The organism is Paenirhizobium cremeum, assembly GCF_022884085.1.
Lineage (GTDB): Bacteria > Pseudomonadota > Alphaproteobacteria > Rhizobiales > Rhizobiaceae > Allorhizobium > Allorhizobium cremeum.
In genome coordinates this window covers 492,979-518,844 of the sequence record NZ_JAGGCS010000001.1, presented here as the reverse complement: position 1 = coordinate 518,844, position 25,866 = coordinate 492,979, and the positions used below count along the sequence as shown (strand labels likewise).

At 62.0% G+C, this 25,866-nt stretch carries 22 protein-coding genes; 13 read left to right on the top strand and 9 right to left on the bottom strand.

Annotated features, from left to right (window positions below; all coding sequences use genetic code 11):
• Positions 1–153 precede the first annotated feature (153 nt).
• The 3 genes from J5N58_RS02450 to carB all read right to left on the bottom strand — a co-directional run bounded on the left by J5N58_RS02450 (position 154) and on the right by carB (position 6,613).
• Positions 154–1,395 carry a T6SS phospholipase effector Tle1-like catalytic domain-containing protein gene (locus J5N58_RS02450; RefSeq protein WP_244709499.1) on the bottom strand — a complete coding sequence of 414 codons (1,242 nt, stop codon included), beginning with the start codon at positions 1,393–1,395 and terminating at the stop codon, positions 154–156.
• Between the two features lie 80 nt (positions 1,396–1,475).
• Complete coding sequence (locus J5N58_RS02445; RefSeq protein ID WP_112831674.1) at positions 1,476–3,011, bottom strand: MFS transporter; 1,536 nt, start codon at positions 3,009–3,011, stop codon at positions 1,476–1,478.
• Positions 3,012–3,118: 107 nt separating this feature from the next.
• Positions 3,119–6,613, bottom strand: a complete 3,495-nt coding sequence (gene carB / locus J5N58_RS02440; RefSeq protein WP_113339143.1) for a carbamoyl-phosphate synthase large subunit — start codon at positions 6,611–6,613, stop codon at positions 3,119–3,121.
• Positions 6,614–6,875: 262 nt separating this feature from the next.
• On the opposite strand from carB, the gene J5N58_RS02435 reads away from it, so the two are divergent.
• Positions 6,876–7,610, top strand: a complete 735-nt coding sequence (locus J5N58_RS02435; RefSeq protein ID WP_244709497.1) for a DUF1868 domain-containing protein — start codon at positions 6,876–6,878, stop codon at positions 7,608–7,610.
• Positions 7,611–7,718: 108 nt separating this feature from the next.
• Positions 7,719–8,648 (top strand): KPN_02809 family neutral zinc metallopeptidase, encoded by a 930-nt coding sequence (gene ypfJ / locus J5N58_RS02430; RefSeq protein WP_113425097.1) that lies wholly within the window; start codon positions 7,719–7,721, stop codon positions 8,646–8,648.
• Between the two features lie 79 nt (positions 8,649–8,727).
• Here ypfJ and J5N58_RS02425 read toward each other — a convergent pair whose 3' ends face one another.
• On the bottom strand, positions 8,728–9,720 hold the full coding sequence (locus J5N58_RS02425) for an aldo/keto reductase (RefSeq protein WP_113443572.1): 993 nt from the start codon (positions 9,718–9,720) through the stop codon (positions 8,728–8,730).
• A 114-nt stretch (positions 9,721–9,834) separates the two neighbouring features.
• Between J5N58_RS02425 and J5N58_RS02420 the strand changes: the two genes are divergently transcribed.
• Both J5N58_RS02420 and J5N58_RS02415 read left to right on the top strand, forming a co-directional pair.
• A complete protein-coding gene (locus tag J5N58_RS02420) occupies positions 9,835–10,740 on the top strand; it encodes a LysR family transcriptional regulator (protein ID WP_113443571.1) in 906 nt (301 codons plus the stop codon).
• A 157-nt stretch (positions 10,741–10,897) separates the two neighbouring features.
• Positions 10,898–12,298, top strand: coding sequence for an MATE family efflux transporter (locus tag J5N58_RS02415; protein ID WP_113339285.1), 1,401 nt, complete (start codon positions 10,898–10,900; stop codon positions 12,296–12,298).
• Positions 12,299–12,334: 36 nt separating this feature from the next.
• On the opposite strand, the gene carA is transcribed toward J5N58_RS02415, so the two are convergent.
• A complete protein-coding gene (gene carA, locus J5N58_RS02410; RefSeq protein ID WP_112831710.1) occupies positions 12,335–13,540 on the bottom strand; it encodes a glutamine-hydrolyzing carbamoyl-phosphate synthase small subunit in 1,206 nt (401 codons plus the stop codon).
• Positions 13,541–13,855: 315 nt separating this feature from the next.
• Between carA and J5N58_RS02405 the strand changes: the two genes are divergently transcribed.
• The 4 genes from J5N58_RS02405 to J5N58_RS02390 all read left to right on the top strand — a co-directional run bounded on the left by J5N58_RS02405 (position 13,856) and on the right by J5N58_RS02390 (position 19,294).
• Positions 13,856–14,305 (top strand): GatB/YqeY domain-containing protein, encoded by a 450-nt coding sequence (locus J5N58_RS02405; protein ID WP_244709676.1) that lies wholly within the window; start codon positions 13,856–13,858, stop codon positions 14,303–14,305.
• A gap of 162 nt (positions 14,306–14,467) precedes the next feature.
• Entirely contained in the window at positions 14,468–16,468 is a 2,001-nt protein-coding gene (gene dnaG / locus J5N58_RS02400) for a DNA primase (protein ID WP_244709674.1), read from the top strand.
• A gap of 524 nt (positions 16,469–16,992) precedes the next feature.
• The gene (gene rpoD, locus J5N58_RS02395) at positions 16,993–19,059 is read left to right on the top strand and encodes an RNA polymerase sigma factor RpoD (RefSeq protein ID WP_113339139.1); all 2,067 of its coding nucleotides are present in this window, start codon (positions 16,993–16,995) and stop codon (positions 19,057–19,059) included.
• A 1-nt stretch (position 19,060) separates the two neighbouring features.
• On the top strand, positions 19,061–19,294 hold the full coding sequence (locus J5N58_RS02390; protein ID WP_244709494.1) for a methionyl-tRNA formyltransferase: 234 nt from the start codon (positions 19,061–19,063) through the stop codon (positions 19,292–19,294).
• Positions 19,295–19,359: 65 nt separating this feature from the next.
• On the opposite strand, the gene J5N58_RS02385 is transcribed toward J5N58_RS02390, so the two are convergent.
• Entirely contained in the window at positions 19,360–20,019 is a 660-nt protein-coding gene (locus tag J5N58_RS02385) for a peroxiredoxin (RefSeq protein WP_244709492.1), read from the bottom strand.
• 331 nt (positions 20,020–20,350) lie between these two features.
• On the opposite strand from J5N58_RS02385, the gene J5N58_RS02380 reads away from it, so the two are divergent.
• Complete coding sequence (locus J5N58_RS02380; RefSeq protein WP_244709490.1) at positions 20,351–21,340, top strand: DUF930 domain-containing protein; 990 nt, start codon at positions 20,351–20,353, stop codon at positions 21,338–21,340.
• 39 nt (positions 21,341–21,379) lie between these two features.
• Here the strand turns inward: J5N58_RS02380 and J5N58_RS02375 are convergent, their stop codons facing one another.
• Positions 21,380–22,528 (bottom strand): amidohydrolase, encoded by a 1,149-nt coding sequence (locus tag J5N58_RS02375; protein WP_244709488.1) that lies wholly within the window; start codon positions 22,526–22,528, stop codon positions 21,380–21,382.
• Between the two features lie 77 nt (positions 22,529–22,605).
• Entirely contained in the window at positions 22,606–23,214 is a 609-nt protein-coding gene (locus J5N58_RS02370; protein ID WP_244709486.1) for a LysE/ArgO family amino acid transporter, read from the bottom strand.
• Positions 23,215–23,314: 100 nt separating this feature from the next.
• Here J5N58_RS02370 and J5N58_RS02365 point away from each other — a divergent pair, with 100 nt between their 5' ends.
• Both J5N58_RS02365 and J5N58_RS02360 read left to right on the top strand, forming a co-directional pair.
• Entirely contained in the window at positions 23,315–24,205 is an 891-nt protein-coding gene (locus tag J5N58_RS02365) for a LysR family transcriptional regulator ArgP (RefSeq protein WP_244709484.1), read from the top strand.
• A 67-nt stretch (positions 24,206–24,272) separates the two neighbouring features.
• The gene (locus J5N58_RS02360) at positions 24,273–24,620 is read left to right on the top strand and encodes a nuclear transport factor 2 family protein (protein ID WP_244709482.1); all 348 of its coding nucleotides are present in this window, start codon (positions 24,273–24,275) and stop codon (positions 24,618–24,620) included.
• Positions 24,621–24,633: 13 nt separating this feature from the next.
• Here the strand turns inward: J5N58_RS02360 and J5N58_RS02355 are convergent, their stop codons facing one another.
• Complete coding sequence (locus J5N58_RS02355; protein ID WP_244709480.1) at positions 24,634–25,104, bottom strand: heme-degrading domain-containing protein; 471 nt, start codon at positions 25,102–25,104, stop codon at positions 24,634–24,636.
• Between J5N58_RS02355 and J5N58_RS25900 the strand changes: the two genes are divergently transcribed.
• Both J5N58_RS25900 and J5N58_RS02350 read left to right on the top strand, forming a co-directional pair.
• Complete coding sequence (locus tag J5N58_RS25900; protein WP_280521413.1) at positions 25,103–25,231, top strand: hypothetical protein; 129 nt, start codon at positions 25,103–25,105, stop codon at positions 25,229–25,231. The genes J5N58_RS02355 and J5N58_RS25900 overlap by 2 nt on opposite strands.
• 132 nt (positions 25,232–25,363) lie before the next feature.
• Positions 25,364–25,786 carry a secondary thiamine-phosphate synthase enzyme YjbQ gene (locus J5N58_RS02350; protein ID WP_244709477.1) on the top strand — a complete coding sequence of 141 codons (423 nt, stop codon included), beginning with the start codon at positions 25,364–25,366 and terminating at the stop codon, positions 25,784–25,786.
• Positions 25,787–25,866: the final 80 nt, after the last annotated feature.

Here is a 25,866-nt window from a genome sequence, read left to right as displayed (position 1 = left end):
ACAGGCTCCGAAGCGAAGCTACGGAACCATGTCTCAAATCAACGTTAAATTGGACTATAACAGATTGAAGACGGAAATTTCCAGAGGTTTGTGCGGCAGTGCAGGCTTTGCCGCTCTGCCCGGCCGTTTCGCGTAAGCTGCGGCGACCCGCTCTTACGGCTCTATGCGATAGTGGCCCGGCAGGTTCAAAGGCTTGTAGGGGGCGCCGGCCGGAGCGCCTTTCAGCCGGGCTTCCACCGATGCATGGATCAGTGCGTCTTCGGGAATGAAGCGTGGATCGGACAGCGGAAGATAGATGCCGCCGCCCTTGCCGCCGCGCCGCCAGGAGGAGGAGGGTACCCTGCGCGGGACGAGCTCGACGAGACGCCATGCCGGGTTCATCGAATCGTGCGGCTCCGTCATCGCGTCGGGTTCGACATAGTGCTTTTCGGGATTCTTGCCGAGCACCACTTCGTTCACCGTTCGGGTGGAGTAATCGAGGCCCATCGCCTTGGTCTCCCGGATCATCCAGGCAAGCGGCACCTTGATGAGCGCGCTCTGATCTTCCGGATAGCCGCCGCCGACGTCGCCGTGCACGCCGGCGAACCATACCTCCTTGACGTTCTGCGGCTCGACGGGCCGGTTTTCCGGCGGACGGAAGGGACTGCCCCAGAACGGCTGATCAGAAGGCCAGAGTTCCGGCCGGAACATCGTCCGCCGCTCGTCGATGGCGACGGCGTGGCGCACATGACGGACGCTCGGATTGCGGTTGGTGAAGGGATGCGTCTTGAACTGAAGGCCCACCTTGCCGGGTTCGATGACGGAGGCGACAGTATCGAAGAGCCCGAGCAGCTCGATTGTCGGCCGAATGCCTTTCAGCGTCCGTTCGTAAAGCCGCATGTCGGCGAAGGCGGATGGCGCGCCGCCGCCCTCCGGCGACGATGTCGCGGGCGAAGGAGCCTGATGGTCCGGAATGCCCTTGTAGGTCCGATAGGCGTAGTCGACCAGATTGAGATGTTCACGGCGTATTAGGCCGAGGCTGTGAATGAAGCCGGCCAGCACTCGCGCGGTGTAGGCGCCTCGGCTGAAGCCGAAGATGAAGATGCGGTCGTTCTCGCCAATCCTCTTGCCGTCCTTATCGCGAGGAGCGGCCTCGTAGTTCTCGACAATGAAGCGGTAGGCCTGCTTGACGTTGGAATCGATGCCCCAGCCGGTGGCCAGTCCCCAGACTTCCACGGTCTTGCGCCATGCACGCGACCAAGCGTCATCGGCGCCGAAGGTTCCCACGCCCGGATCGTAATAGACGAGTTGCCGCTCGGTTCGTCTCAGGGTGCCGAAGAGGCGCAGAATATTGGTGCGGTCCGCCGCTATTTCGTTCGATGTGCCGTCGAAGAGAAGAACGATGTTCTTGCCCATGCCGCGCATTCCCCACCGCTTTGCCGGACCATACCAGATTGACCGTCCCGGTTCAATTTGCGGTTGAGGTGTCGGGCGGTTCAGTGGGTCGAGGCGTTTTCCGGCACGGGATTGAGGTTGTAGACGCTGCGGGCGAGGACTGCGAGCAGCACCAGCGTCACTGCGGCGACCAGGCAGGATGCGGCGAAGCCGAGCGAAAAACTGCTGCGGGCAAGGTCGAGCCACGGCGCCGGGCCGTCGATGCCTCGGGCGGCGTCAACGGCTCCGGCGAGCGTCGTGCGGCCTGCCTCCGCCCTCTCGGCGGAGAGGCCGCCGAAATCCACGCCCGTCATCGCAAAGCGGTAGATGACGCTGCCGAGGCTGCCCAGCAGCGCGACGCCGAGCGCTCCGCCGAACTCGGCGCTGGTCTCCGAGATCGCCGATGCCGCGCCGGCGCGTTCCGGCGGGGCTGAGCCAACGATCAATCCCGTTGTGGTCAGTATGACCGGCACGAAGCCAAGGGCGATCAGGGCGCTGGAGCCCAGAACGCCGAACAGGCTCTCATGATAGGCGGCAATCGCCATGATCGCCGCGCCCACGGCATTGACCAGCAGGCCGAGCAGCACCGTCCTGACCGCGCCCAGCCGATTGGTGATGCGATAGGCCTGGAGCGACATGACGGTAAAGACGAGGCCGGGCAGACCGGACCAGAGGGCTGCCTGAAGCGGCGTGAGGCCGACGACAAGCTGCAGATACTGATTCTGGAACAGAAAAATGCCGAAGACGAAGAAAACGCCGGCCAGATTGACGAGCAGGGAGGCCAGAAACGCCGGTATCCGGAACAGCGAAAGATCGATCAGCGGATCGGGAAGGCGGCGTTGCCGCCGCACGAAAAGCGCGCCAAACGTAAGCCCTAAGGCGACAGGCACAAAATAGAAGGGGTCCATGCCGTCGGTAGCGATTTTCTTGAAGCCATAGATGATTGGCAGAACGGTTGCCAGCGAGAGGCCGACGCTCGGCAGGTCGATCCGACCCGCCTCCTCACCGCGATATTCGGGCAGCAGGAAGGGAGCGGCGATGATGAGCACCAGCATGACCGGAACATTGATCAGGAAGACCGATCCCCAGTGGAAGTATTGGAGCAGGACCCCGCCGATCAGCGGGCCGATCAGGCCGCCAAGGGAAAAGGCGGTTCCCCATATGCCGATCGCACGGTTGCGTTCGTTTTCGTTCGCAAACAGATTGACGACCAGCGAGAGGGTTGAAGGCGCGATGGTCGCTCCCGCGACGCCGAGACAGGCGCGGGCGAGAATGAGCATCTGGGCCGTCGTCGAAAATGCTGCAAAGACGGAGGCCGCACCGAAGGCGGCAGCGCCGATCAGCAGCACCTTGCGGCGGCCGATGCGGTCGCCGAGCGTGCCCATCGTCACGAGGAAGCCCGCCACCATGAAGCCGTAGATATCGTTGATCCAGAGAAGTTCGGCGGCCGAGGGATCGAGATCGGTGGTGATCGCGGGCATGGCCAGGAACAGCACGGACAGGTCCATGGAATAGATCAGACAGGCGATCGAAAGGATGCCAAGTCCGATCCATTCACGACGTCCAGCGGTTTCGGGGACGTTGCCGGTGTCATTCATGAGAAGTCCTCCGCGACTCGGGACGCAGATATTTGCCTTCTCCGGGTAAATAGACAAATGTCAAATTGTGATGGAACAGCCGGTCTTCCGGCTGTTCCATCGGCATTTCAGAAGTAGCTCTGCAGCGGACGAACTTCGAGTTGCCCCTTCTTCAGGGCCTCGATGGCCTGTGCGGCGGCGAGCGCGCCTGCCATCGTGGTGTAATAGGGCACCTTCTGCATCAGGGCGGCGCGGCGCAGCGACTTGGAGTCCGAAATCGCCTTGTTTCCGTCGGTCGTATTGAAGACGAGCTGGACCTGCCGGTTGCGGATGGCGTCCTCGATATGCGGACGGCCTTCCAGCACCTTGTTGATCTTGACCGCCTCGATGCCGTGCTCGGCGAGGAAACGCTGGGTGCCGCCGGTCGCCAGAACCTTGAAGCCGATTCCCGTCAGCAGGCGCACGGCCGGCAGGACGCGCTCCTTGTCTTCGTCGCGGACGGATACGAAGACCGTTCCCTCGCGCGGCAGCTCGACGCCGGCACCGAGCTGGCTCTTGGCAAAGGCGAGCGCGAAATCGGTATCGAGGCCGATCACTTCGCCGGTCGAACGCATTTCCGGACCGAGCAGTGTGTCGACGCCGGGGAAGCGGGCGAACGGGAAGACGGCTTCCTTGACGGCGATGTGCTTGAGGTTGCGCGGGTCCGGCTTCTTGCCATAGGCGGCAATCGCGGCGTCCAGCTTTTCGCCGGCCATGATGCGGGCGGCGATCTTGGCGATCGGCGCGCCGATGGTCTTGGCGACGAAAGGCACGGTGCGCGAGGCGCGCGGGTTGACTTCGAGCACGTAGATCGTGCCGTCCTTGATGGCGTACTGGACATTCATCAGGCCGCCGACGTTCAGCGCCTTCGCCATTGCCTTGGTCTGGCGTTCGAGTTCGTCGAGAAGCTCGGGGCTGAACGAACGCGAGGGCAGCGAGCAGGCCGAATCGCCCGAGTGAATGCCGGCCTCCTCGATATGCTCCATGATGCCGGAGACGAAGACGGTTTCGCCGTCGCTCAGCGCATCGACATCCACCTCGATGGCATTGGTCAGGTAGCTGTCAAACAGAAGCGGATTCTTGCCGAGCAGGGTGTTGATCTGTCCGGTCTTGTCGTTCGGATAGCGCTGCTTGATGTCTTCCGGAACGAGGCCCGGAACGGTGTCCAGCAGGTAGGTCTGCAGCATGCTCTCATTGTGGATGATCTGCATGGCGCGGCCGCCGAGAACATAGGACGGGCGCACGACCAGCGGGAAGCCGATCTCGGCGGCGACCAGGCGGGCCTGCTCGACCGAGTAGGCGATGCCGTTGTTGGGCTGCGTGAGATCGAGCTTCATCAGCAGCTTCTGGAAGCGGTCGCGGTCTTCGGCGAGGTCGATCGCATCCGGAGCGGTGCCGAGGATCGGTATGCCGTTCTTTTCCAGCGCTTCGGCGAGCTTCAGCGGGGTCTGGCCGCCGAACTGGACGATGACGCCGACGAGCGTGCCGTTTTCCTGCTCAGCGCGCATGATCTCGATCACGTCTTCGGCCGTCAGCGGCTCGAAGTAGAGGCGGTCGGAGGTGTCGTAGTCGGTCGAGACCGTTTCCGGGTTGCAGTTGACCATGATCGCTTCATAGCCGGCATCCTTCAGGGCGAAGGCGGCGTGGCAGCAGCAATAGTCGAACTCGATACCCTGGCCGATGCGGTTCGGGCCACCGCCGAGGATCACGACCTTCTTGCGGTCGGAAACCTGCGCTTCCGAGCGGGCAGCCCCGACGAAGGGCGTTTCATAGGTCGAATACATATAGGCGGTCGGCGAGGCAAACTCGGCAGCGCAGGTATCGATGCGCTTGTAGACCGGGCGTACGTTCAGTCTGTTGCGCAGTTCGGCGACTTCCTTCGGGCGCTTGCCGGTGAGGCTTGCGAGACGTGCGTCGGAGAAACCCATGGCCTTCAGCATGCGCAGGTTCTCGGCATCGTCGGGCAGGCCGTGTTCGCGGATGCGGGCTTCCATATCGACGATCGCCTTGAACTGGGCGATGAACCACGGATCGATCTTGCAGCCCTCGTGCACTTCCTCCGGCGACATGCCGAGGCGCAGCGCCTGGGCGACCATGCGAAGGCGGTCCGGCGTTGGTGTTCCGATTGCGGCGCGAATGGCGTTCTTGTCGTCTCCACTGTCGCCATTGGTGCCGAGGCCGGGGATCTCGATCTCATCGAGGCCGGTCAGGCCGGTCTCAAGGCCGCGAAGCGCCTTTTGAAGGGACTCTGCGAAAGTGCGACCGATCGCCATCACTTCGCCGACCGACTTCATGGCGGTGGTCAGCGTCGGCTCGGCGCCGGGGAATTTCTCGAAGGCAAAGCGCGGGATCTTGGTGACGACATAATCGATGGACGGTTCGAACGAAGCCGGGGTGGCGCCGCCGGTGATGTCGTTTTCCAACTCGTCCAGGGTGTAGCCGATGGCGAGCTTGGCTGCGATCTTGGCAATCGGGAAGCCGGTCGCCTTGGAGGCGAGCGCGGAGGAGCGCGAGACGCGCGGGTTCATTTCGATGACGACGAGGCGACCGTCCTTCGGGTTGACGGCGAACTGGACGTTCGAGCCGCCGGTCTCGACGCCGATCTCACGCAGCACCGCGATCGAGGCGTTGCGCATGATCTGGTATTCCTTGTCGGTCAGCGTCAGCGCCGGCGCGACGGTGATGCTATCGCCGGTGTGGACGCCCATCGGATCGATGTTCTCGATCGAGCAGATGATGATGCAGTTGTCCGCCTTGTCGCGAACGACTTCCATCTCATATTCCTTCCATCCGAGCACCGATTCTTCGATCAGCACTTCGGTGGTGGGCGACGCATCCAGACCGCCTGAGACGATGTCGAAGAATTCCGAACGGTTGTAGGCGATGCCGCCGCCGGTGCCGCCCAGCGTGAAGGAGGGACGGATGATGGCCGGCAGGCCGACATGGTCGAGCGCCTGAGCTGCAATTGCCATGGCGTGGGCCATATAGCGCTGCTTGCGGTCGCTTTCGCCGAGGTTCCACTGGTTCTCGAGATTGTCGAGCGCCTTGTCTAGTTCCGCGCCGGAGAGCTTTGCCTTCAACTCGGCGCGCGCCGCTTCGTGGGTCTTGCGGTCGGCATCCTTGATTTCCGTCGCATTCGCCAGCATCGACTTCGGCGTTTCGAGGCCGATCTTCGCCATGGCTTCGCGGAAGAGCGCACGGTCCTCGGCCTTGTCGATGGCGGCGGGCTTGGCGCCGATCATCTCGACGTTATAGCGATCGAGAACGCCCATGCGCTTCAGAGAAAGGGCGGTGTTCAGCGCCGTTTGGCCGCCCATGGTCGGCAGGAGCGCATCCGGGCGTTCCTTGGCAATGATCTTGGCGACGACTTCCGGTGTGATCGGTTCGACATAGGTCGCATCGGCAAGGCCCGGATCGGTCATGATGGTCGCGGGGTTGGAATTGACCAGGATGACCCGGTAGCCTTCCTCCTTCAGCGCCTTGCAGGCCTGTGTGCCGGAATAGTCGAATTCGCATGCCTGGCCGATGACGATCGGCCCTGCGCCGATGATGAGGATGGACTTGATATCTTGGCGCTTCGGCATGGGCTCATTTCCATTTTCAGGTTGCGCGAAAAACCGGCCAGGGTGATCTTTCACCGGCCGGGGCGCAAACGAGGGTCTTTTCAGGCTAGAAGGGGCTTATAGGGAAAACTCTCGCGCAAACCAACCCCTTAAATGACGAGAAAGGCATGAAAGTTGGGGAGGGCGGATCAGCCGCTTTTCGGGGAACGAATTCATCCGTTTGTCACATGGGTTTGTTGCTGCGCGGATAGTCCTTGTGCTTCCTCGTTGCCAGGGCTGTTTCATGACCGTGACATCAATGATCCTCGAAGCGCTTCCTCCGTATCTGCACCCCTTTTCCCGGACGCTGACGCCCGGACCTCTTCCGCACCTCGGCACACGATACAATCCGGCCGGCGTGTTCCTTCCGGAACCGGGCAATACCGTCGTCTGCCATCTGTTGCCGGGTTCCGAAGGTGAACGGGCCATCATCGATGCGCGGGCCCGCTATCTCGCGATGGCGGGTGCAGATCAGCTTGCCTTCACGCCGATCTCCAGCCTGCACATGACCCTGTTTCAGGGTGTCATCGAATATCGCCGCAGGCCGCCGTACTGGCCGGCCGATGTGCCGCTCGACACCCCGATCGATGACATGAGGGCAATTTTTCTGGATCGCCTGGCGGGTTTTGAGCCGGACTTGCCGTTCGAGATGGAAGTGACCGGGGCGACCCCGGCGGGATTGACGCTCGACGGTGTGACGGCGGCGGACCGGTCTCGGTTGAAATCCTGGCGAGACCGCTTCGCCGATCTGTTCGGCTATCGCCATCCGGACCACGACAGCTATGTCTTTCACATCAGTTTCGCTTATCCCAAGGAGCGGTTCGACGATTCGACAATCGTGGCCTGGGCCCCTTTCCTTCACTCGGTGGTGGACGAGATTCGCGCCCGTTCGCCGGTGATAGCACTCAGACCACCGGCCTTCTGCGCTTTCGAGGACATGAACCATTTCGAGGAACTGCTTGTCTTCGACCCTGCCTGAGAGGGTCGGTTTCAACTGCATTCTCTCAATTAGCGTGGCCGCAGGGAACGGTTTGCATTATAGACTGTTTCCAAGGGCGTGACTTGCCCGGTGGAGAGGATGAGCATCATGGAATGGAAGGGCCGACGTCAATCGGACAATGTTGAAGACCGGCGCGGTTCCTCGACCGGCCGTAGCGGCATGGGACGCGATCCGTTCGGGCGATCCGGTATCCAGATCCCTTCGGGCGGACGGCGCGGCGGCGGGATGAGCATCGGAACGATCGTCTTCCTGATCGTGATCTACTTCGTCCTGAAGATGATGGGCATCGACATGCTGCAGCTGCTGGGCGACGGCTCGATGCAGCAGCAGGGTTCGGGCTACGAGCAATCGGTCGGTGAGCGACCCTCGCAGCCGGCTAGCGACGAGATGACGGCTTTCGTTCGCACCGTCCTTGCCGAGACGGAAGATACCTGGAACGGTATCTTCAAGGCTGCAGGGGAAACCTACGAAGAACCGACGCTGGTCCTGTTTGCCGGCAGGACGGCTTCCGCCTGCGGAACCGCTTCTGCCGCCACCGGGCCGTTCTACTGCCCTGGCGATCGCAAGGTCTATCTCGACACGGATTTCTTCCGGGAACTCAGCAATCGATTCGGCGCCTCCGGTGACTTTGCCGAAGCCTATGTCGTCGCGCATGAGGTCGGCCATCACGTGCAGAACCTCACCGGCATCCTGCCGAAGTTCAACCAGATGCGGCAGTCGATGAGTGAGGTCGAGGCCAACCAGATGTCGGTGCGCGTCGAACTCCAGGCGGATTGTTTTGCCGGCATCTGGGGCAAGTATACGGAGCAGAAGGGATTGCTTGAATCGGGCGATCTCGAAGAAGCGCTCAACGCCGCCAGGCAGATCGGCGACGACACGCTGCAGAAGCGCAGCCAGGGCTATGTCGTTCCCGACAGCTTCAATCACGGTACCTCCGCCCAGCGGATGAAGTGGTTCAAGCGCGGTTTCGACAGCGGCAAGGTCGAGGCTTGCGACACTTTCTCCGGATCGATCTGATGCGGCTAAAGGTCTGCGTCGGGACGAAATGAAATCAGGAACGGCCCGGCTTCGACCGGGCCGCCTTCATGTCTGAAGGTCACTTCTCGCTGTCGAGATGCGCCATCTGTGCTTCCGCGTAGCGCGTGCCGGCGGCAGAGCCCTTCGGCACGGCGCGTTCGATCGCCGCCAGATCCTCCGGGGTCAGGGAGAAATCCGCTGCGCCGAGGGATTCCTTAAGGCGATCACGGCGGCGGGCTCCAATCAGCGGCACGATGTCGTCACCCTGGGCGGCAACCCAGGCGATTGCGGCCTGAGCGGTCGTCATGCCTTTCGAAGCGGCGACCTTGCCGAGCGCTTCCGCGAGCGCGAGATTGTGGGTTGCGTTCTCGCCCTGAAAGCGAGGTGAGTGGGCACGGAAGTCATTATTGCCTATTCCGGCAGGCTGCCAGTGGCCGCTGATGAGGCCGCGGGACAGCACGCCATAGGCCGTGATGCCGATGCCGAGTTCGCGGCAGGTGGGCAGTATCCTGTCCTCGATGCCGCGGGAGATGACCGAATATTCTATCTGCAGGTCGGCGATCGGATGGACGGCTGCGGCGCGGCGGATCGTGTCGGCGCCGACTTCGGAAAGGCCGATGTGGCGGACGAAGCCTGCCTTCACCATGTCGGCGATGGCGCCGATGGTATCTTCGATGGGCACCGCGGGATCGAGGCGTGCCGGGCGGTAGATGTCGATATGGTCGACGCCGAGCCTCTGGAGCGTATAGGCGAGTGCTGTCTTCACAGCCGCGGGACGGGCATCGAACCCGATCCAGCCGGCTGCCGGATCGCGCTGGGCTCCGAATTTGACGCTGAGCAGGACATTGTCGCGGGGGCGGCCCTTCAGGGCTTCGGCGATCAGCATCTCATTGTGACCCATGCCGTAGAAATCGCCGGTGTCGAGCAGGTTGATGCCGGCATCGAGGGCTGCGTGGATGGTGGCGATGCTCTCGTTCCGGTCGGCATCGCCATACATGCCGGACATTCCCATGCAGCCGAGGCCGAAGCGGGAGACGGAGGGGCCGGTCCGGCCGAGTTTTGCAATCTGCATTTTGGGCTCCTTTCGAAATTCCGTGGCGGGGATGTCGCCGCAGCTCTTTCTACCTCCTGACGCTTTGTGCGATAATCCGATGCAAACGAAACAGCCTGTTTGGATTTTTGTACAATGAGCAATCTACCGCTTGCGGAGCTCGACGCCTTCGCCACCATCGCGCGCCTTCGCAGCTTTCGGGCGGCGGGCAAGTTGCGCGGGGTTTCCGCGTCCTCTCTAAGCGAGGCGATGCGACGGCTGGAAGCGCAGCTCGGCGTGCGGCTTTTCAACCGGACGACCCGCAGCGTGACGCTGACCGACGCCGGAGAGCGGCTTCTGGAACGGCTGACACCCGGACTTGCCGAGATCGAGACGGCGCTCGATGCGATCAACAGCTTTCGCGACCGGCCGGCGGGTCGGCTGCGGCTCAATGTGCCGGGTATCGTCGCCCGCAACATCTTGCCGGATATTGCCAGCCGGTTCCTCGCCGCCTATCCGGAGATTATCCTGGAGGTTTCGGTCAACGATGCCTTTGTCGACGTGTTGGCGGAAGGATATGACGCCGGCGTGCGCTACGAGGAGGCGCTGCATCAGGACATGATCGCCATACCGCTCGGGCCGCGCCGCCAGAGCTATCTGGGCGCTGCCGCTCCCGCCTATATCGAGCGGCGCGGCGCGCCTTCCCATCCGCGCGAACTTGTCGGCCATGAGGCCGTCCTGCACCGTTTTGCAAGCGGGCGTACCGTCTCCTGGGCGTTCGAACGTGATGGCGAGACGATGACAGTTCATCCGCAGCCCCGCCTGATCGCCGAATCCATCGATCTGGAACTGGCCGCCGCGCGCGCCGGGCTCGGCATCATCTTCACTTTCGAGGAGTTCCTGCGCGATGACCTCGCTTCCGGCGCATTGCTGCCCGTGCTGCCAGGCTGGGAACAGTCTTTTTCAGGTCCGTTCCTTTATTATCCGAGCCGCCGTTACATGCCGGCTCCGCTGAAGGCGTTCGTGGATTTCGTGCGCCACGATCGGGCGGCGGAAAAATAGGCCTGCCCGCAACCTATCAGTTAATGTGAAGCGTCCACGATATTTATTTCTCGATGGAAAGCCCGCCTTGCTCCCCTCCGGCGTTTCCCTTATGCAAAGGTCGCGCGCCGCTCGCCAGTCATCTCTGGAAGCGGCTTTTTTCGTCTTGGGTGCCATCATGAATACGCAAGCCTCAATTTCGGTCGCAAGGCCCGGTGCAGCAAGCTGGCGGTCGCACATTCTCGCGACGCTGAAGCTCGGCATCCCGCTGATCGGCGCCCAGCTTGCGCAGCTCGGTATCCACACGACGGACGTGGTGATTGTCGGCCAGCTCGGTGCGCAGTCGCTCGCCGCTATGGTCCTTGCCGGACAGTTCTTTTTCACCATCTTCATCTTCGGGTCCGGCTTTTCCATTGCCGTCGTTCCGATGGTCGCGCAGGCCTATGGACGCGGGGACGCCGTGTCCGTCCGCCGTTCCATCCGCATGGGCATGTGGGTGTCGATCGCCTACACGCTGATGACGGCGCCGTTGTTCTTCCATGCCGAGACGATCCTGCTGGCACTCGGGCAGAAGCCGGAAGTCGCCTCACTCGCTGCCCATTATGTGATGATCGTTCAGTTCGGCCTGCTGCCGGCATTGCTTTTCGCCGTGCTGCGCTCGCTCGTCAGCGCGACCGGCAGGGCAGGTATCATCCTTTATGTGACGCTGGCCGTGCTGGTGATGAATGCGGTGCTGGCCTATGCGCTGGTGCTTGGTCATTTCGGTCTGCCGGCGCTCGGCATGACAGGCGCTGCCATCGTCGCCGTCACGGTACAGTGGGCAAGTTTCCTGTTCATGGTCGCCTATATCGAGACACGCGAGGAGACGCGCCGCTACGAGCTTTTCGTCCGGTTTTGGCGGCCGGACTGGCATGCGCTTTGGGAAGTCGTGCATCTCGGCCTGCCGATCAGTGTGACCGTTCTGGCCGAGGTCAGTCTGTTTGCCGCCGCCTCATTGCTGATGGGCAAGATCGGTACGATCGAGCTTGCCGCGCATGGTATCGCGCTTCAGCTCGCTTCCATCGCCTTCATGTTCCCGCTCGGACTGTCGCAGGCGGCTACGGTCCGCATCGGTCTCGCGCATGGGCGGGGCGATTATCCCGATCTCATACGGGCGGCGATCGCCGTGCTCGGGATCGCCAGCCTGATGTCGCTTTCGGGCGGCATTCTGTTCTATTCCATGCCGCGGGTGCTGAGCAGCGCCTTCATCAACGCCCATACCCCGGACGCCGCAGCCGTGCTCGACTTCGCCGGCCCGCTGGTGGTGATCGCCGGTATCTTCCAGCTGGTCGACGGCTTGCAGGCGATCGCCTCCGGCTTGTTGCGCGGTCTCAAGGACGCGAGGGTTCCAATGCTGCTGGCGCTGATCGCCTACTGGCCGGTCGGCTTTTTCCTGGCCTGGCTCATCGCTTTTCCTCTGGGTTATGGCGGCGTCGGCATCTGGATGGGGTTCCTGATCGGTCTCCTGACCGCCTCCGTCATGCTGTGCCTGCGCTTCTTCCACCGGGTGCGTTTCGAAATGAAAACGGCCCGGATCTGACCGGGCCGTTCTGCTGTCTCCAATGAGCGAGTCCGATCAACGCTCTGCCAGCGCCGGCTCACCCTTTTTCTCGCGCACCATGTTGATGAAGCGGCGGAAGAGATAGTGGCTGTCCTGCGGGCCGGGGGAGGCCTCGGGGTGATGCTGGACCGAGAAGACGGGCTTGCCGACGAGGCGCAGGCCGCAGTTGGAACCGTCGAACAGGGAAACGTGAGTCTCCTCAACGCTTTCCGGCAGGCTGTTCTTGTCGACTGCGAAGCCGTGGTTCATCGAGACGATCTCGACCTTGTCGGTGGTGTAGTCCTTGACCGGATGGTTGGCACCGTGATGGCCCTGATGCATCTTGACGGTGGTGCCGCCGAGCGCCAGCGCCAGCATCTGGTGACCGAGGCAGATGCCGAAGACCGGAAGGCCGCTTTCGACGAGCTTGCGGATGACCGGCACGGCATATTCGCCGGTGGCGGCCGGGTCGCCCGGGCCGTTCGACAGGAAGATGCCATCGGGATTGAGCGCCAGGATGTCTTCGGCCGAGGTCTTGGCGGGAACCACCGTCACACGGCAATCGAGGCCGGTGAAGAGGCGCAGGATGTTGCGCTTCACGCCGTAGTCGACGCAGACGACGTGATACTTCGCGCCGGCCGGATCGAGTTCGCTATAGCCTTCGTTCCAGACCCAGGGCTTTTCCTTCCATTCGGAGGACTGGCCGGAGGTCGCCTCGATGGCGAGGTCGAGGCCAACGAGGCCGCTCCAGGCCTTGGCCTCGGCTTTCAGCGTGTCGACGTCGAAGACGCCGTTCGGATCGTGGGCGATGACGGCATTCGGCGCGCCGTGCTCGCGGATCCAGGCGGTCAATGCCCGGGTATCGATGCCACTCAGGCCGATGATGCCGCGGGCCTTCAGCCAGGCGTCGAGATGCTTGGCGGCGCGGTAGTTGGAGGGATCGGTGATGTCGGCCTTGAAGATGACGCCGACAGCGCCGCGCCGGGCGGCGGGCGTCAGGTCCTCGATGTCTTCCTCGTTGGTGCCGACATTGCCGATATGCGGGAAGGTGAAGGTGACGATCTGGCCGAGATAGGAGGGGTCGGTGAGGATTTCCTCATATCCGGTGAGCGCCGTGTTGAAGCAGACTTCTGCCTGGACCTTGCCTGTTGCGCCTATGCCCTGTCCTTCGATGACGGTGCCGTCGGCGAGAACCAGAAGGGCGGTCGGCTTGCGGGTGGTCCATGGGGCTGTCGAGGTCATGTTCGTTCCTTGTCCGGCCGCAAACCGCCGGTCCTTGAAGGAACGGGGCCTGAGGGCCATTTATGTCGCAGATCGAGGGCGCGCGACAATGCGCGCTTTCCGCCCTGATGACAATTTTCGTGCAGGTGCCGGAAAATAGACGGATCGATCCCTGCGGTCAATTGTCTTCGTTGGATTAACTCCCATGTATTTCAATGGGTTGTGTAATTGATTTGCGCGGGCGTGTCGGACTGGCTATTGCTTCGGCGGAAATGACAAGGAAAAGCCACAATCGGTGAAGCCTGCAAGCCGGCTTTTCCATGGAGAAGGAATATGATGCGCGACAGACTCGCCGATTCCCTGAAGGAATCTTTGAAGGCCAAGGATACCCGCCGTACGTCCACAGTGCGGCTGATCCAGACCGCGATCAAGGATCGCGACATTGCCAATCGCGGCGCGGGCAAGGACCCGGTCAGCGACGACGAGATCATGCAGATCCTGACCAAGATGATTAAGCAGCGTGAGGAGTCGGCCAAAATCTATGCCGACAATGCGCGGCCGGAACTCGCCCAGCAGGAACGCGAGGAAATCGAGATCATCAAGACGTTCATGCCGGAGCAGCTCTCCGACGCGAAGGTGAGCGAACTCGCAGCCGCCGCCATTCAGGAGGTCGGCGCCCAGGGGCTCCGGGACATGGGCAAGTGCATCGCGCTGCTCAAGGAGCGTTATCCCGGCCAGATGGATTTCGCCAAGGCATCCGGCGTGGTGAAGGATCTCTTGAAGTAAGCGGTTCGGATCGCCAATGGAAACAGGAGCTCCGTCTTCGGGCGGAGTTTTTGTTTTCAGCTTTCCAATTTCCGTGGCCTGTGAATAGCGGGCATGGTGATAGAGGGCGGTAGCGTTTGATAAAATGCCAGCCTATATGAAAATGGCTAGCCCGAGGACATGATGCGCTTTTCCAACGAGTTTCTTGACGAGATCCGTGACCGCGTGCCGATTTCGGCCGTGATCGGCCGTCGCGTCTCGTGGGACAGGAAGAAGACCAACGTCTCGCGTGGCGATTATTGGGCCTGTTGCCCGTTTCATGGCGAGAAAAGTCCGAGCTTTCATTGTGAGGACCGCAAGGGACGCTATCACTGCTTCGGTTGCGGGGTGACCGGCGACCACTTCCGCTTTCTCACCGATCTCGAGGGGGTGAGCTTTCCGGAGGCCGTGGAGCAGGTGGCTGAGATGGCGGGCGTGCCCATGCCCAAGCCCGACCTGCAGGCGCAGCAGCGGGAGCGCGAGCGTACGACGCTGCTGGACGTCATGGAACTGGCGACGCAGTTCTTTCAGGATCAGCTCCAGACGGCGAACGGTGCACGGGCGCGCGCCTATCTGCGTGAGCGCGGATTATCCGGCCGCACGATTGAGACCTTCCGGTTGGGGTATGCGCCGGAGAGCCGCAACGCGCTCAAGGAACATCTCGCGTCAAAGGGCGTGCCCAAGGAACAGATAGAGGCCTGCGGGTTGGTGCGCCACGGACCGGATATCCCGGTTTCCTACGATTATTTTCGCGACCGCATCATGTTTCCCATCCTGTCTTCGCGCGACAAGGTGATTGCCTTCGGCGGGCGGGCGATGGCGCAGGACGCCATGGCGAAATACATGAACTCGCCGGAGACAGAGCTCTTCCACAAGGGCAATGTGCTCTTCAATTTTTCCCGCGCGCGCCGTTCCCTTCAGGGCGCCGGCGGAGCCGATACGATCATCGCGGTCGAAGGCTATATGGACGTGATCGCGCTGCATCAGGCGGGGGTCGAAAACGCCGTTGCTCCTCTTGGTACGGCGCTTACCGAAAACCAGCTCGACCTCATGTGGAAACTGACACCGGTGCCGGTGCTCTGCTTCGATGGCGACGGGGCCGGCCAGCGGGCGGCCTTCAGGGCGGTGGATCTGGCGCTTCCGCATCTGAAACCCGGAAAATCGGTGCGTTTCGCCATGCTGCCCGACGGCAAGGACCCCGATGACCTTGTCAAGCACGACGGTCGCACGCCCTTCGACAAGGTGCTTTCGGAAGCGCGGCCGCTTGCCGAAATGGTCTGGCTGCGCGAGGCAGGCGCCGGGCAGTACGACACGCCGGAAAAACGCGCCGAACTCGAGGCGCGGATGAAGCAGGTGATTTCGGTGATTGCCGACGAAAACGTCCGGCGGCACTATCAGCAGGATGTCCGCGACCGGCTGAACGCCTTCTTTCAGGGGGCTTCGAATAATCGCGGCGAAAGGCGAGGCGGGTTCGACGCTAACCGCGGCGGGCGTGGGCGCGACAATGGCCGGACCGGCCGGCCTCCGGGCGGCTATTCTGCCATCGGAGGCGGGATTTCGGACCGTCTGGCACGTTCCGGTCTCGTGAAGGGACATCAGGACCAGCCAGCACTTCGCGAGAGCGTGTTGGCGCTCACCATCGTCAATCATCCCCAGCTTCTGCAGGACGAGTACGACGAGATCGCCTCGATCGATTACGAGAACCGCGAGCTGCAGAAGCTCTGGTCCTCCCTGTTGACGGCTGCGGCCGGCGCCGGGGCCGAGCTGACGCGGGAAAGGCTGATCGCGCGTCTGGAGGAACAGGGACACGGAGCGCTGATCAAAAGCCTCGATCAGCAGATCCGCAATGCGCGGCTCTGGGTCGCGACCGAGATCGCGGCTCCGGAGGATGCACGGGAAGCCTATGGGCAGGCGCATTCGCTGCACAAACGCGCCAAGGCGCTGCGGCGTCAGCGGATGGAGCTGGAGCGCGAAGTGGCCGAGGCGACAGAGGCCGAGGACGCCGACCGTATCGGCCAGCTCATCGGCGCGCTGCATCAGGTGCAGCTTGAGGTCACGCGCATGGAAAACCAGGAGGCGATCATCGATGGCTTCGGCGTCATGTCGGGACGGGTGAAGGGCGCCGCCACCGGTCACGGCGTGTAAGTAAGCCGCCGTTCTCGAACGGAGTGGAGAGGGCGATTCGCAGCCGGATGGCGGGTTGTGGCGAAGGTGGTGGCAATGTCCAGCGATGCGATCATTTACGGTTTCGGTGGAAGTGTCGAACAGTGTTCGTGTCCGGGGCTTTGGCAAATGGCGCTTGCCCCTTGTTTCCTGCGGCAACCGTCCTACATCTGCCCCAAGCGGTCACTATTGTGCGGAGCGGCCGGATTTCCCCGCTTTTCTTTTGGTTTTGATGTCGGAAGAGCTTGACGCCAGAGAAAATTGTGGGAATCACCATTTCAGGCATACAAGGGTGAAGTGGGTTCAGGCGGATCTCTCGTACCATGACCGGTCATGCAGAAACAACGGGGCTCGGCGCAATGGTCTCGACGCCCATAGTTAATCGGGAATTAAGCAACATTCCGTTAGGTCATTGACTGTATTCGCAGCGGGCAGGGGCCGCGGGGGCAGCCTATCCGCCTTGCAGCGTGCGGCAAGATCAGACGTCAGGGAAAGCGACGAATTAGATGGCATCCAAAGTCAAAGAAAACGAAGAAGCAGACAACGAACGCGATGGCGCAACGGATGGTCCGCTTCTCGACCTTTCGGATGACGCGGTCAAAAAGATGATCAAGGCCGCCAAGAAGCGCGGCTACGTCACCATGGACGAGCTGAATTCGGTTTTGCCGTCGGAGGAAGTCACCTCCGAACAGATCGAAGACACCATGGCGATGCTGTCGGACATGGGCATCAACGTCATCGAGGACGAAGAAGCCGAGGAGGCTGCGGCTTCCGAGGACAGCGACGACAGCGATGACGGTGACAGCGAGGGCGGCGAACTCGCCCCGACCTCCGGCACGGCGCTTGCGACCGCGAAGAAGAAGGAACCGACCGACCGTACCGACGACCCGGTGCGCATGTATCTGCGCGAGATGGGCTCGGTCGAGCTTCTGTCGCGCGAGGGCGAAATCGCCATTGCAAAGCGCATCGAGGCCGGCCGCGAGACGATGATCTCCGGTCTCTGCGAGAGCCCGCTGACCTTCCAGGCACTGATTATCTGGCGAGACGAGCTCAACGAAGGCACCACGCTTCTGCGTGAAATCATCGACCTCGAAACGACCTATTCCGGTCCCGAGGCGAAGGCTGCTCCGCAGTTCCAGAGCCCGGAAAAGATCGAGGCCGACCGCAAGGCCGCGGAAGAGAAGGAAAAGGAACGCGCCAAGCGCCGTCCGCAGTCTGCCGCTTCCGACGACGATGACATCACGGCCATCGGCGGCGAGGGCCTGCCGCCGGAAGAAGAGGAAGAGGACGAGGACGAATCCAACCTGTCGCTCGCCGCCATGGAAGCGGAACTGCGTCCGCAGGTCATGGAAACGCTCGACCTCATCGCCGACACCTACAAGAAGCTGCGCAAGCTGCAGGACCAGCAGGTGGAGGCGCGTCTCGCCTGTACCGGCACGCTTTCGTCCGGCCAGGAGCGACGCTACAAGGAACTGAAGGACCAGCTCATCACGGCGGTGAAGTCCCTGTCGCTTAACCAGAACCGCATCGATTCTCTGGTCGAGCAGCTTTACGACATCAACAAGCGTCTCGTTCAGAACGAAGGCCGCCTGCTGCGCCTTGCCGAATCCTACGGCGTCAAGCGCGAGGCCTTCCTCGAGCAGTATCAGGGTGCCGAACTCGATCCGAACTGGATGAAGTCGATCGGCAATCTGGCTGCCCGTGGCTGGAAGGAATTCGCCAGGGAAGAAAACCAGACGATCCGCGACATCCGTGCGGAGATCCAGAATCTGGCGACCGAAACCGGTATTTCGATCTCGGAATTCCGCCGTATCGTGCATATGGTTCAGAAGGGCGAACGCGAAGCCCGCATCGCCAAGAAGGAGATGGTGGAAGCCAACCTCCGTCTGGTTATCTCGATCGCCAAGAAGTACACGAACCGCGGCCTGCAGTTCCTCGATCTCATCCAGGAAGGCAATATCGGCCTGATGAAGGCGGTCGACAAGTTCGAATACCGCCGCGGTTACAAGTTCTCGACCTATGCGACATGGTGGATCAGGCAGGCGATCACCCGTTCGATCGCCGACCAGGCGCGTACGATCCGTATTCCGGTGCACATGATCGAGACGATCAACAAGATCGTCCGTACCTCGCGCCAGATGCTGCACGAGATCGGCCGCGAGCCGACGCCGGAAGAACTGGCAGAAAAGCTCGCCATGCCGCTCGAAAAGGTCCGCAAGGTGCTGAAGATCGCCAAGGAGCCGATTTCTCTCGAAACCCCGGTGGGCGACGAAGAGGATTCGCATCTCGGCGATTTCATCGAGGACAAGAATGCGCTTCTGCCGATCGATGCCGCCATCCAGGCGAACCTGCGTGAGACCACGACCCGTGTTCTCGCCTCGCTGACGCCGCGCGAGGAACGTGTGCTCCGCATGCGCTTCGGTATCGGCATGAACACGGACCATACGCTCGAAGAAGTCGGCCAGCAGTTCTCGGTGACCCGCGAACGTATCCGTCAGATCGAGGCCAAGGCCCTGCGCAAGCTGAAGCATCCGAGCCGCTCGCGCAAGCTGCGTTCGTTCCTGGACAGCTGATATGGCCTTGGTTCGTCGCTTCGAACGCAAGCATATGGAACGTAACTCGCTCCACAAGGAGATAGGGGCGAGCTATTCCGTGTTCGGAGTCGACGATAAGAGGGTGCTTCAGATCGATACGTATGGCACTTTGGAACGGCAAATTCCTGGAAAAAAGAGCCAGACGCTTCAGTTGGATTATGAAGGCGCGGAGCAACTCTTAAATATCTTGAAGCGAGAGTTTGGCTTTAAGTAAGTGCCGGACGTAATCTTTTAGGTTAGAAATCCCTCCGCCGATGCGGAGGGATTTTTTATTTTGACTCAGACCGTCGGCTGCCTGGTCTTGCGCAGGTAGGGCAGTACCGTCTCGAAGGAGCCGAAGCGGGTGATGGCGTCCTCGTTGGAGACGGCGGCGGTGATGATGACGTCGTCGCCCTGTTTCCAGTTGGCGGGCGTTGCGACCTGGTGCGTGGCGGTGAGCTGGATCGAGTCGATGGCGCGTAGGATCTCGTCGAAGTTGCGGCCGGTGGTCATCGGATAGGTGAGGATCAGCTTGATCTTCTTGTCGGGGCCGATGACGTAGACCGAGCGAACGGTGGCGTTGTCGGCGGGCGTGCGGCCTTCCGAGCTTTCGCCGGCATCCTCCGGCAGCATGTCATAGAGCTTGGCGACTTTGAGGTCGTGGTCACCGATCAGCGGATATTCGACGTCGAAGCCGGTTGCGACCCGGATGTCCTGTTTCCACTTGCTGTGGCTTTCGACCGGATCGACGGAGATGCCGACGATTTTGACGCCGCGCTTGCGGAATTCGCCTTCGAGGCCGGCCATGGTGCCGAGTTCGGTGGTGCAGACCGGCGTGAAGTTCTTCGGATGGGAGAAGAGGACTGCCCAGTTGTCACCGATCCAATCGTGGAAATGAATGGTGCCCTGCGTCGTTTCGGCGGTGAAGTCCGGCGCGGTCTGGTTGATGCGCAAGCTCATGGTCTTTCTCCTCTCGAATTTGATAATGGATCGGATCATTACAGGTTTTCCGTGCCACGTCGGCAAAAGCCATGCTCATCGCGGCGCATTTCAGGGTGGGAAATTCTTACTTTCAATTCCGAGCGGCAAATCAAATCCGCTCCGGTGGGGTATTTCGCCCGCCAGCTTTTCGCACTTGCAGAGCGTGCGGAAAACGAAGTTGACGGGTTTCAAAATGCCGGCCCGTTCCTCAATACGGTCGTATTTCACGGGGGCTTTCGAATTTGTCACTTGATGACGCTTCCGTTTGGGACCACATCTCCCGTAACGTGACAGGACTTCCTTCGTTCTCATGCAAAACAAACCGGCAAAATTCCTGGACAGATGGGGCAGGGGGCTCGTGCTTTCCGTTGCCCTGCATCTTATTGTCCTTGCCGTGTTCCTGACGAAGCTCCCGGCTCTGCCGGAATTGCCGCAAGAGGAAGAGAGCGTTGCGGTGGAACTGGTTCCGCCGCCGGAGGAAAAGCCGAAGCCTGAGGAGCCGAAAAAGGAAGAGGAAAAGAAGGCGGAGCCCCCCCCACCGCCTCCTCCGCTGCCAGTCGAAGAGAAAAAGGCCGAGGAGCCTCCGCCGCCTGTGCCCGTCCTGAAACCCGCGACCTTGTTTGGCGAGAAGGATAGCGGCACACATGGAGATCTTCGCGGCGATGCTGAGGGGAAAGAAGCCGATAAGTCGGTGGAAACCCCGCCAATAGAGGAAAAGCAGGAGCCTGAGGCGGCGAAGGCCGGCGAGTTACCGGCCGAGGCGGAGCCTGAAAATACAACGGAAAGCGTCGACCAACCCGTTGATGGGGCCGCGGTCGAGGAAGGCGAGACGGAGTTCCCGACCGATCAGGCGCTAGCGCTTGCCGCGCCGCCGCCGCCGAAACCGGCCAAGCCGGCAGAAACAAGGGATGCGAACGAGTCCGATGCCCCACTGGTTCCCAAGCCGGTAAAGCAGCTTTACACTGCCTCTTCGGCCGATGATGCTATTTCCATGTCGAGCATGACCGGCGAAAGCCGTGGCGAGCGGATCAGCAGGCTTTGCGGAACGGAGTTGCAAGCCCAGCTTTTCCGTAGTTCGCCGCCTTACGTGCCATATGCCTTGCCCGTGTTTACACTTAGATCCGGCAACGTCGTTGATGCCCCTCGCGCGGCCTTCGGCGACGTCAAAGGCGTCTGGTATGATCTTGCCTTGCGCTGCACGGTCGATGAGGACGCGACGCGGGTCGTCGATTTCAGCTTTACGGTCGGTGCACCTGTGCCGCGTAGCGAGTGGAAGAAGCGCAGATTTCCCGCCTACTGAGGCTTCATGCGTCCAATCGGGTCGCCAACCGAATTTCCGCTAATCCAATATGTCCCGCACGACCCGCATGAAAATCCTTGCGCCGATGGCGATCAGGTCCTCGGGGAAGTCGTAATCGGGATTGTGAAGGGCGGGGTGGGTTTCGCCGGAGCCGAGGAAGAACATGGCGGAAGGGGCGATGGCGCGGAAGCGGCCGAAATCTTCCGAGCCCCGCATCGGCAGATTGCGTTCGTCATGGGAGACGCCTTCGGCATCGAGCGCGCGAACGAGATGATTGACGGCTTCGGGTGCATTTTCGCAATGCAGGAATATGTCGTCATAGGAAATGTCGAGGCCGAGGCTGCCGCTTTCGGCGGCGGAACGGGCGAGCGCTTCCGCTTCACTGCAAAGATCGGCCATGCCGTCGTCGGTCAGGGTGCGAAGCGTCACCCAGATCTCGCCATCGCCGGGCGCAATGCCGAAGGCCTTTTCGCCAAGCGAGGCATGGGTGACGGTCGCCAGCCGGAAATCCGGGGCGGGTGGAGCGCTTCGCGAAAGACCTGTTAGCGCCGGCATCAGGGTTGCGATGGCGGACATGGGGGAAATGCCGGTCTCCGGCTGCGAGGCATGGGCCGTCTTACCGGAAAGGGCGATGCGCATGCCGCGCGAGGCGCAGTTTACCGGTCCGGATTTGATCGCCACATGCCCGAGCGGAAGGCCCGGCAGATTGTGCAGGGAAAAGGCGAAGTCCGGCGTGATCTCCCGGAACCCGGGGTCGGCGATGACAGCCGCAGCACCCGCTCCGGTTTCCTCCGCCGGCTGGAACAGCAGCACGACGCGGCCGCGTTTCGGCAGTTGGCGTGAAAGGCCGAGGGCGAGCGCCGTCATGATGGTCGAATGACCGTCATGGCCGCAGAGATGGCCCTTGCCCGGAATGGTCGAGCGGTAGGGCGCCATGGATTTCTCCTCGATCGGGAGGGCATCCAGCTCGCAGCGGAAAAGAAGCGTCGGACCGGGCGCCGCTCCCTCGAAGACCGCGGCAACGCCGTGGCCACCGAGACCCCTGAGGATTCTCGCGGGTTTGAGCGGTGCAAGGAAGGAAACGATGCGGGCGGCCGTCCATTGCTCCTCGCCGGAGATTTCGGGATGACGATGAAGGTCGCGGCGAAGGTGGATGAGATCGACCAGATCGTGATTGGTAAGGAACATGGCTCGCCCTGGCAGAATATGTTGGCGACAGCTCTACACCGCTTTGCCGCGGGTGCCTATCGCGGATGCTCCGGAGATCAGCCGCTCGACACGAGATTGAAGGCGATGGTCCCCATCACCAGCGCGATCAGGCCATCGAGGAGACGCCAGGCGGCGGGGCGCGCGAAGAGCGGGCGAAGCAGGCGCGCGCCATAACCGAGCGAGAAGAAGAAAAGGAAGGAGGCGCTGGTCGCGCCGGCTGCGAAGGCGAACTCCTTTCCGGGATAGCGGGTGGAGATCGAGCCGAGCAGGACCACGGTGTCGAGATAGACATGCGGGTTCAGCCATGTCAGCGCCAGACAGGTGAGAAGGGCCGCCGCAAGGCTCTGTTCGGCATCGCCCCTTACCGTCAGCGCGCTATTGCCGCTGGCGGCCGAACGCAGGCTGCGCAGGCCGTAGAAGGCCAGAAAGGCGGCGCCGCCGTAACGCAGCAAGGGATCGAGCCAGCCGATGCTGGAAATCATGGTTGCGAAGCCCCCGATACCCGCGGCGATCAGCAGTGCGTCGGAAGCGGCGCAGGTGAGGCAGATGGCAAGCACGTGGCGGCCCTGCAATCCCTGACGCAGAACGAAGGCGTTTTGCGCGCCGATGGCGACGATCAGACTGAGGCCAAGGAAAAAGCCCGCAAGGGCGGCGGAGGCTGGCATGGCGATGGAAATCCCGTTCTGTTTTACAGGGATTGACTAAGCTTGATGGCGAAATTAGAAAAATTAAATATTCTTTCGTATCATTAGGAGTGCTAATCTAGTGCTGGATTATGACCAGCTTTCGGCGCTCGCTGCTATTCTTCGCACCGGTTCCTTCGAAAAGGCGGCGCGGCAACTGGGCTTGACGTCTTCGGCGATCTCGCAGCGGATCAAGGCGCTGGAGGAGCGGGTGGGGGCGGTTCTGGTGGTGCGCGGCCAGCCATGCCAGCCGACGCCGGCCGGCCAGAGACTTTTCCGCCACGCGGAGGAGGTTGCGTTGCTCGAAGCCGGGCTTGGACGCGATCTCGGCGCATTTGCGGACATGGCGAGAACTCCGAGCCTGCGGCTCGCCGTCAATGCTGACAGTCTCGCGACATGGTTCGTACCGGCGATGGCGGCGGTCGACGCCTTCCTTTACGATCTGGTGCTGGATGACCAGGATCATAGCGCGGACTGGCTTCGGTGCGGCGAGGTCCGGGCCGCTGTCAGCAGTTCGTCCCAGCCCGTGCAGGGCTGCGATTGCCGTTATCTCGGTCGCCTGCGCTATTTCGCGACTGCGAGCCCGGCTTTCATGGAGCGCTGGTTTCCCGATGGCGTCACGCCCGAGCGGCTGGCAATCGCACCGACGCTGACCTTCAATACCAAGGATATGCTGCAATCCCGCTGGCTGGCGCTTGCCGCCGGGGCGGATCTCTCGCCACCCACCCATTGGCTGCCGTCGTCGCACGGTTTCGTCGATGGGACGCTCGCCGGACTGGGATGGGGAATGAACCCGGCAATCCTCGTGGGAGACGCCGTCGCCGACGGAAGGCTTGTCGTGCTGCTGTCCGATTATCCGCTCGACGTGCCGCTCTACTGGCACTGGAGCCGGTCGGCGGGGCCGGCTCTCAAGTCGCTGACCGAGGCGGTGCTGGCGGCCGCCCGGCAAGTGCTGGTGCAGGATTTGCCGTGACATGCTCCCTTGCCGGCGGCGCGCGGGGCGCTAATTGCCTTGTTGGTGGAACAAGGAAGGATGGACGATGACCCTCAAGCGGGAAATATCGGAGGCGCTGAACGCTCTCAACCAACGCGACTTTTCCGTTTTCGTCGGGCTGTTCGATGCCGATGCGGCCCTGGACATGCCGGATGGCATGCGGGTGATCGGCCTCGAATCCCTGCGGGATACGCTTGCGGCCTATCTGCTGCGCCACGATGCCCGCTTTGCCAACAGCGTGGTGATGATGGACGAGGGCGGCCTGCGGGGAGCGGTCGACGGCACGATGGATATCGCCGCCGGCGAGGCTGCCTCGCTTCCCTGCGTCATGGTGTTCGAAAAGGAAGGCGAGCGTTTTTCCCGCCTCAGCCTCTATCTTTCGAGCGCGCCGTAACTGCCGGCGCCGGTCACTTCAGGTAGTCTTCCAAAACCTCGACGATCATTGCGTGGTCTTCCTCGGAGGCCAGGCCGGAGACCGTGATGGCGGCGATGACGCCGGTGCCGGCCACGCGCACGGGGAAACTTCCACCATGGGCCGCATAGTCCAGCGGATCCAGCCCGTAATCGGGGCCGATCGTTCGTGCCTTCTGGCGGTAGCTTTCGCCGATCCTGAGCGAGGCTTTGTGGAAACGCAGCGTGACATTGCTCTTGCGTCGCGCCCAATGGTCGTTATCCGGCGAGGAGCCGGGCAGGGCGGCATGAAACAGAACGCGATCGGGGGTGCGGATGTCGATGACAACAGGCGCCTTGTCGCGCCGCGCCTGCTTCAGCAGACGTTTCCCGATCTCGATCGCCGTGTCCTCGTCGAAGGACGGGAAGACCAGCTTCGCTTCCTGGGCGTCGATCATGGCGAGAAGGTCGGTCTTGTCGGCAGTCATGTCGTTTTCCTCTTTTTCCGTGCGGCGGGAGACTATAGCGGGCGATGTCGTCTGGCTAGAGCGTCAGGCCGATCCCGGCGACGCATGGATCGACCTGACACCCGGCATCCACCGGTCTTCGGCATGAGAGGCCTTCGGCTTTTGCCTGCCACCGCGCATGGCCGGGACAATGATCGTTTTGGAAAGTCGTTTATCATGGCGGGGAAACGCGCCCCGATATATTGCGCCGTGGAGAGGCGGCAGAAAAAGGAAAGCGGCAATGACGTTGCGATCACTCAGCATTTCAACCAGCGGGCAGGGCCTTTACGAATTCACCGGCGAGGCTGCATCCTTTCTCGCCGATACGGATGCGCAGGAGGGGCTTCTGACCGTGTTCGTCCGGCACACGTCCTGTTCCCTCATCGTTCAGGAAAACGCCGATCCTTCCGTTCAGCGCGACCTCAAGGCTTTCTTCGCACGGCTGGTGCCGCCTTCCGACGATCCGGCGATGCGATGGATCATTCATCGGGACGAGGGGCCGGACGATATGCCGGCGCACATCAAGGCGGCGCTGACACAGGTCTCGATCGGCATTCCCTTTAGCCGCAGGCGCCTGCTTCTCGGCACATGGCAGGGCTTCTACCTCTTCGAGCATCGTGACCGCCCGCATCGTCGCGAGGTCGTCCTGCATTGCTCGTCCTGAGACTTATCGCCCGGAGGGGCAGGCGGCGGTCTTGCCGCCAAGCGGCAGAACGGGGACCGGGACGATCTGAAGCAAGACCG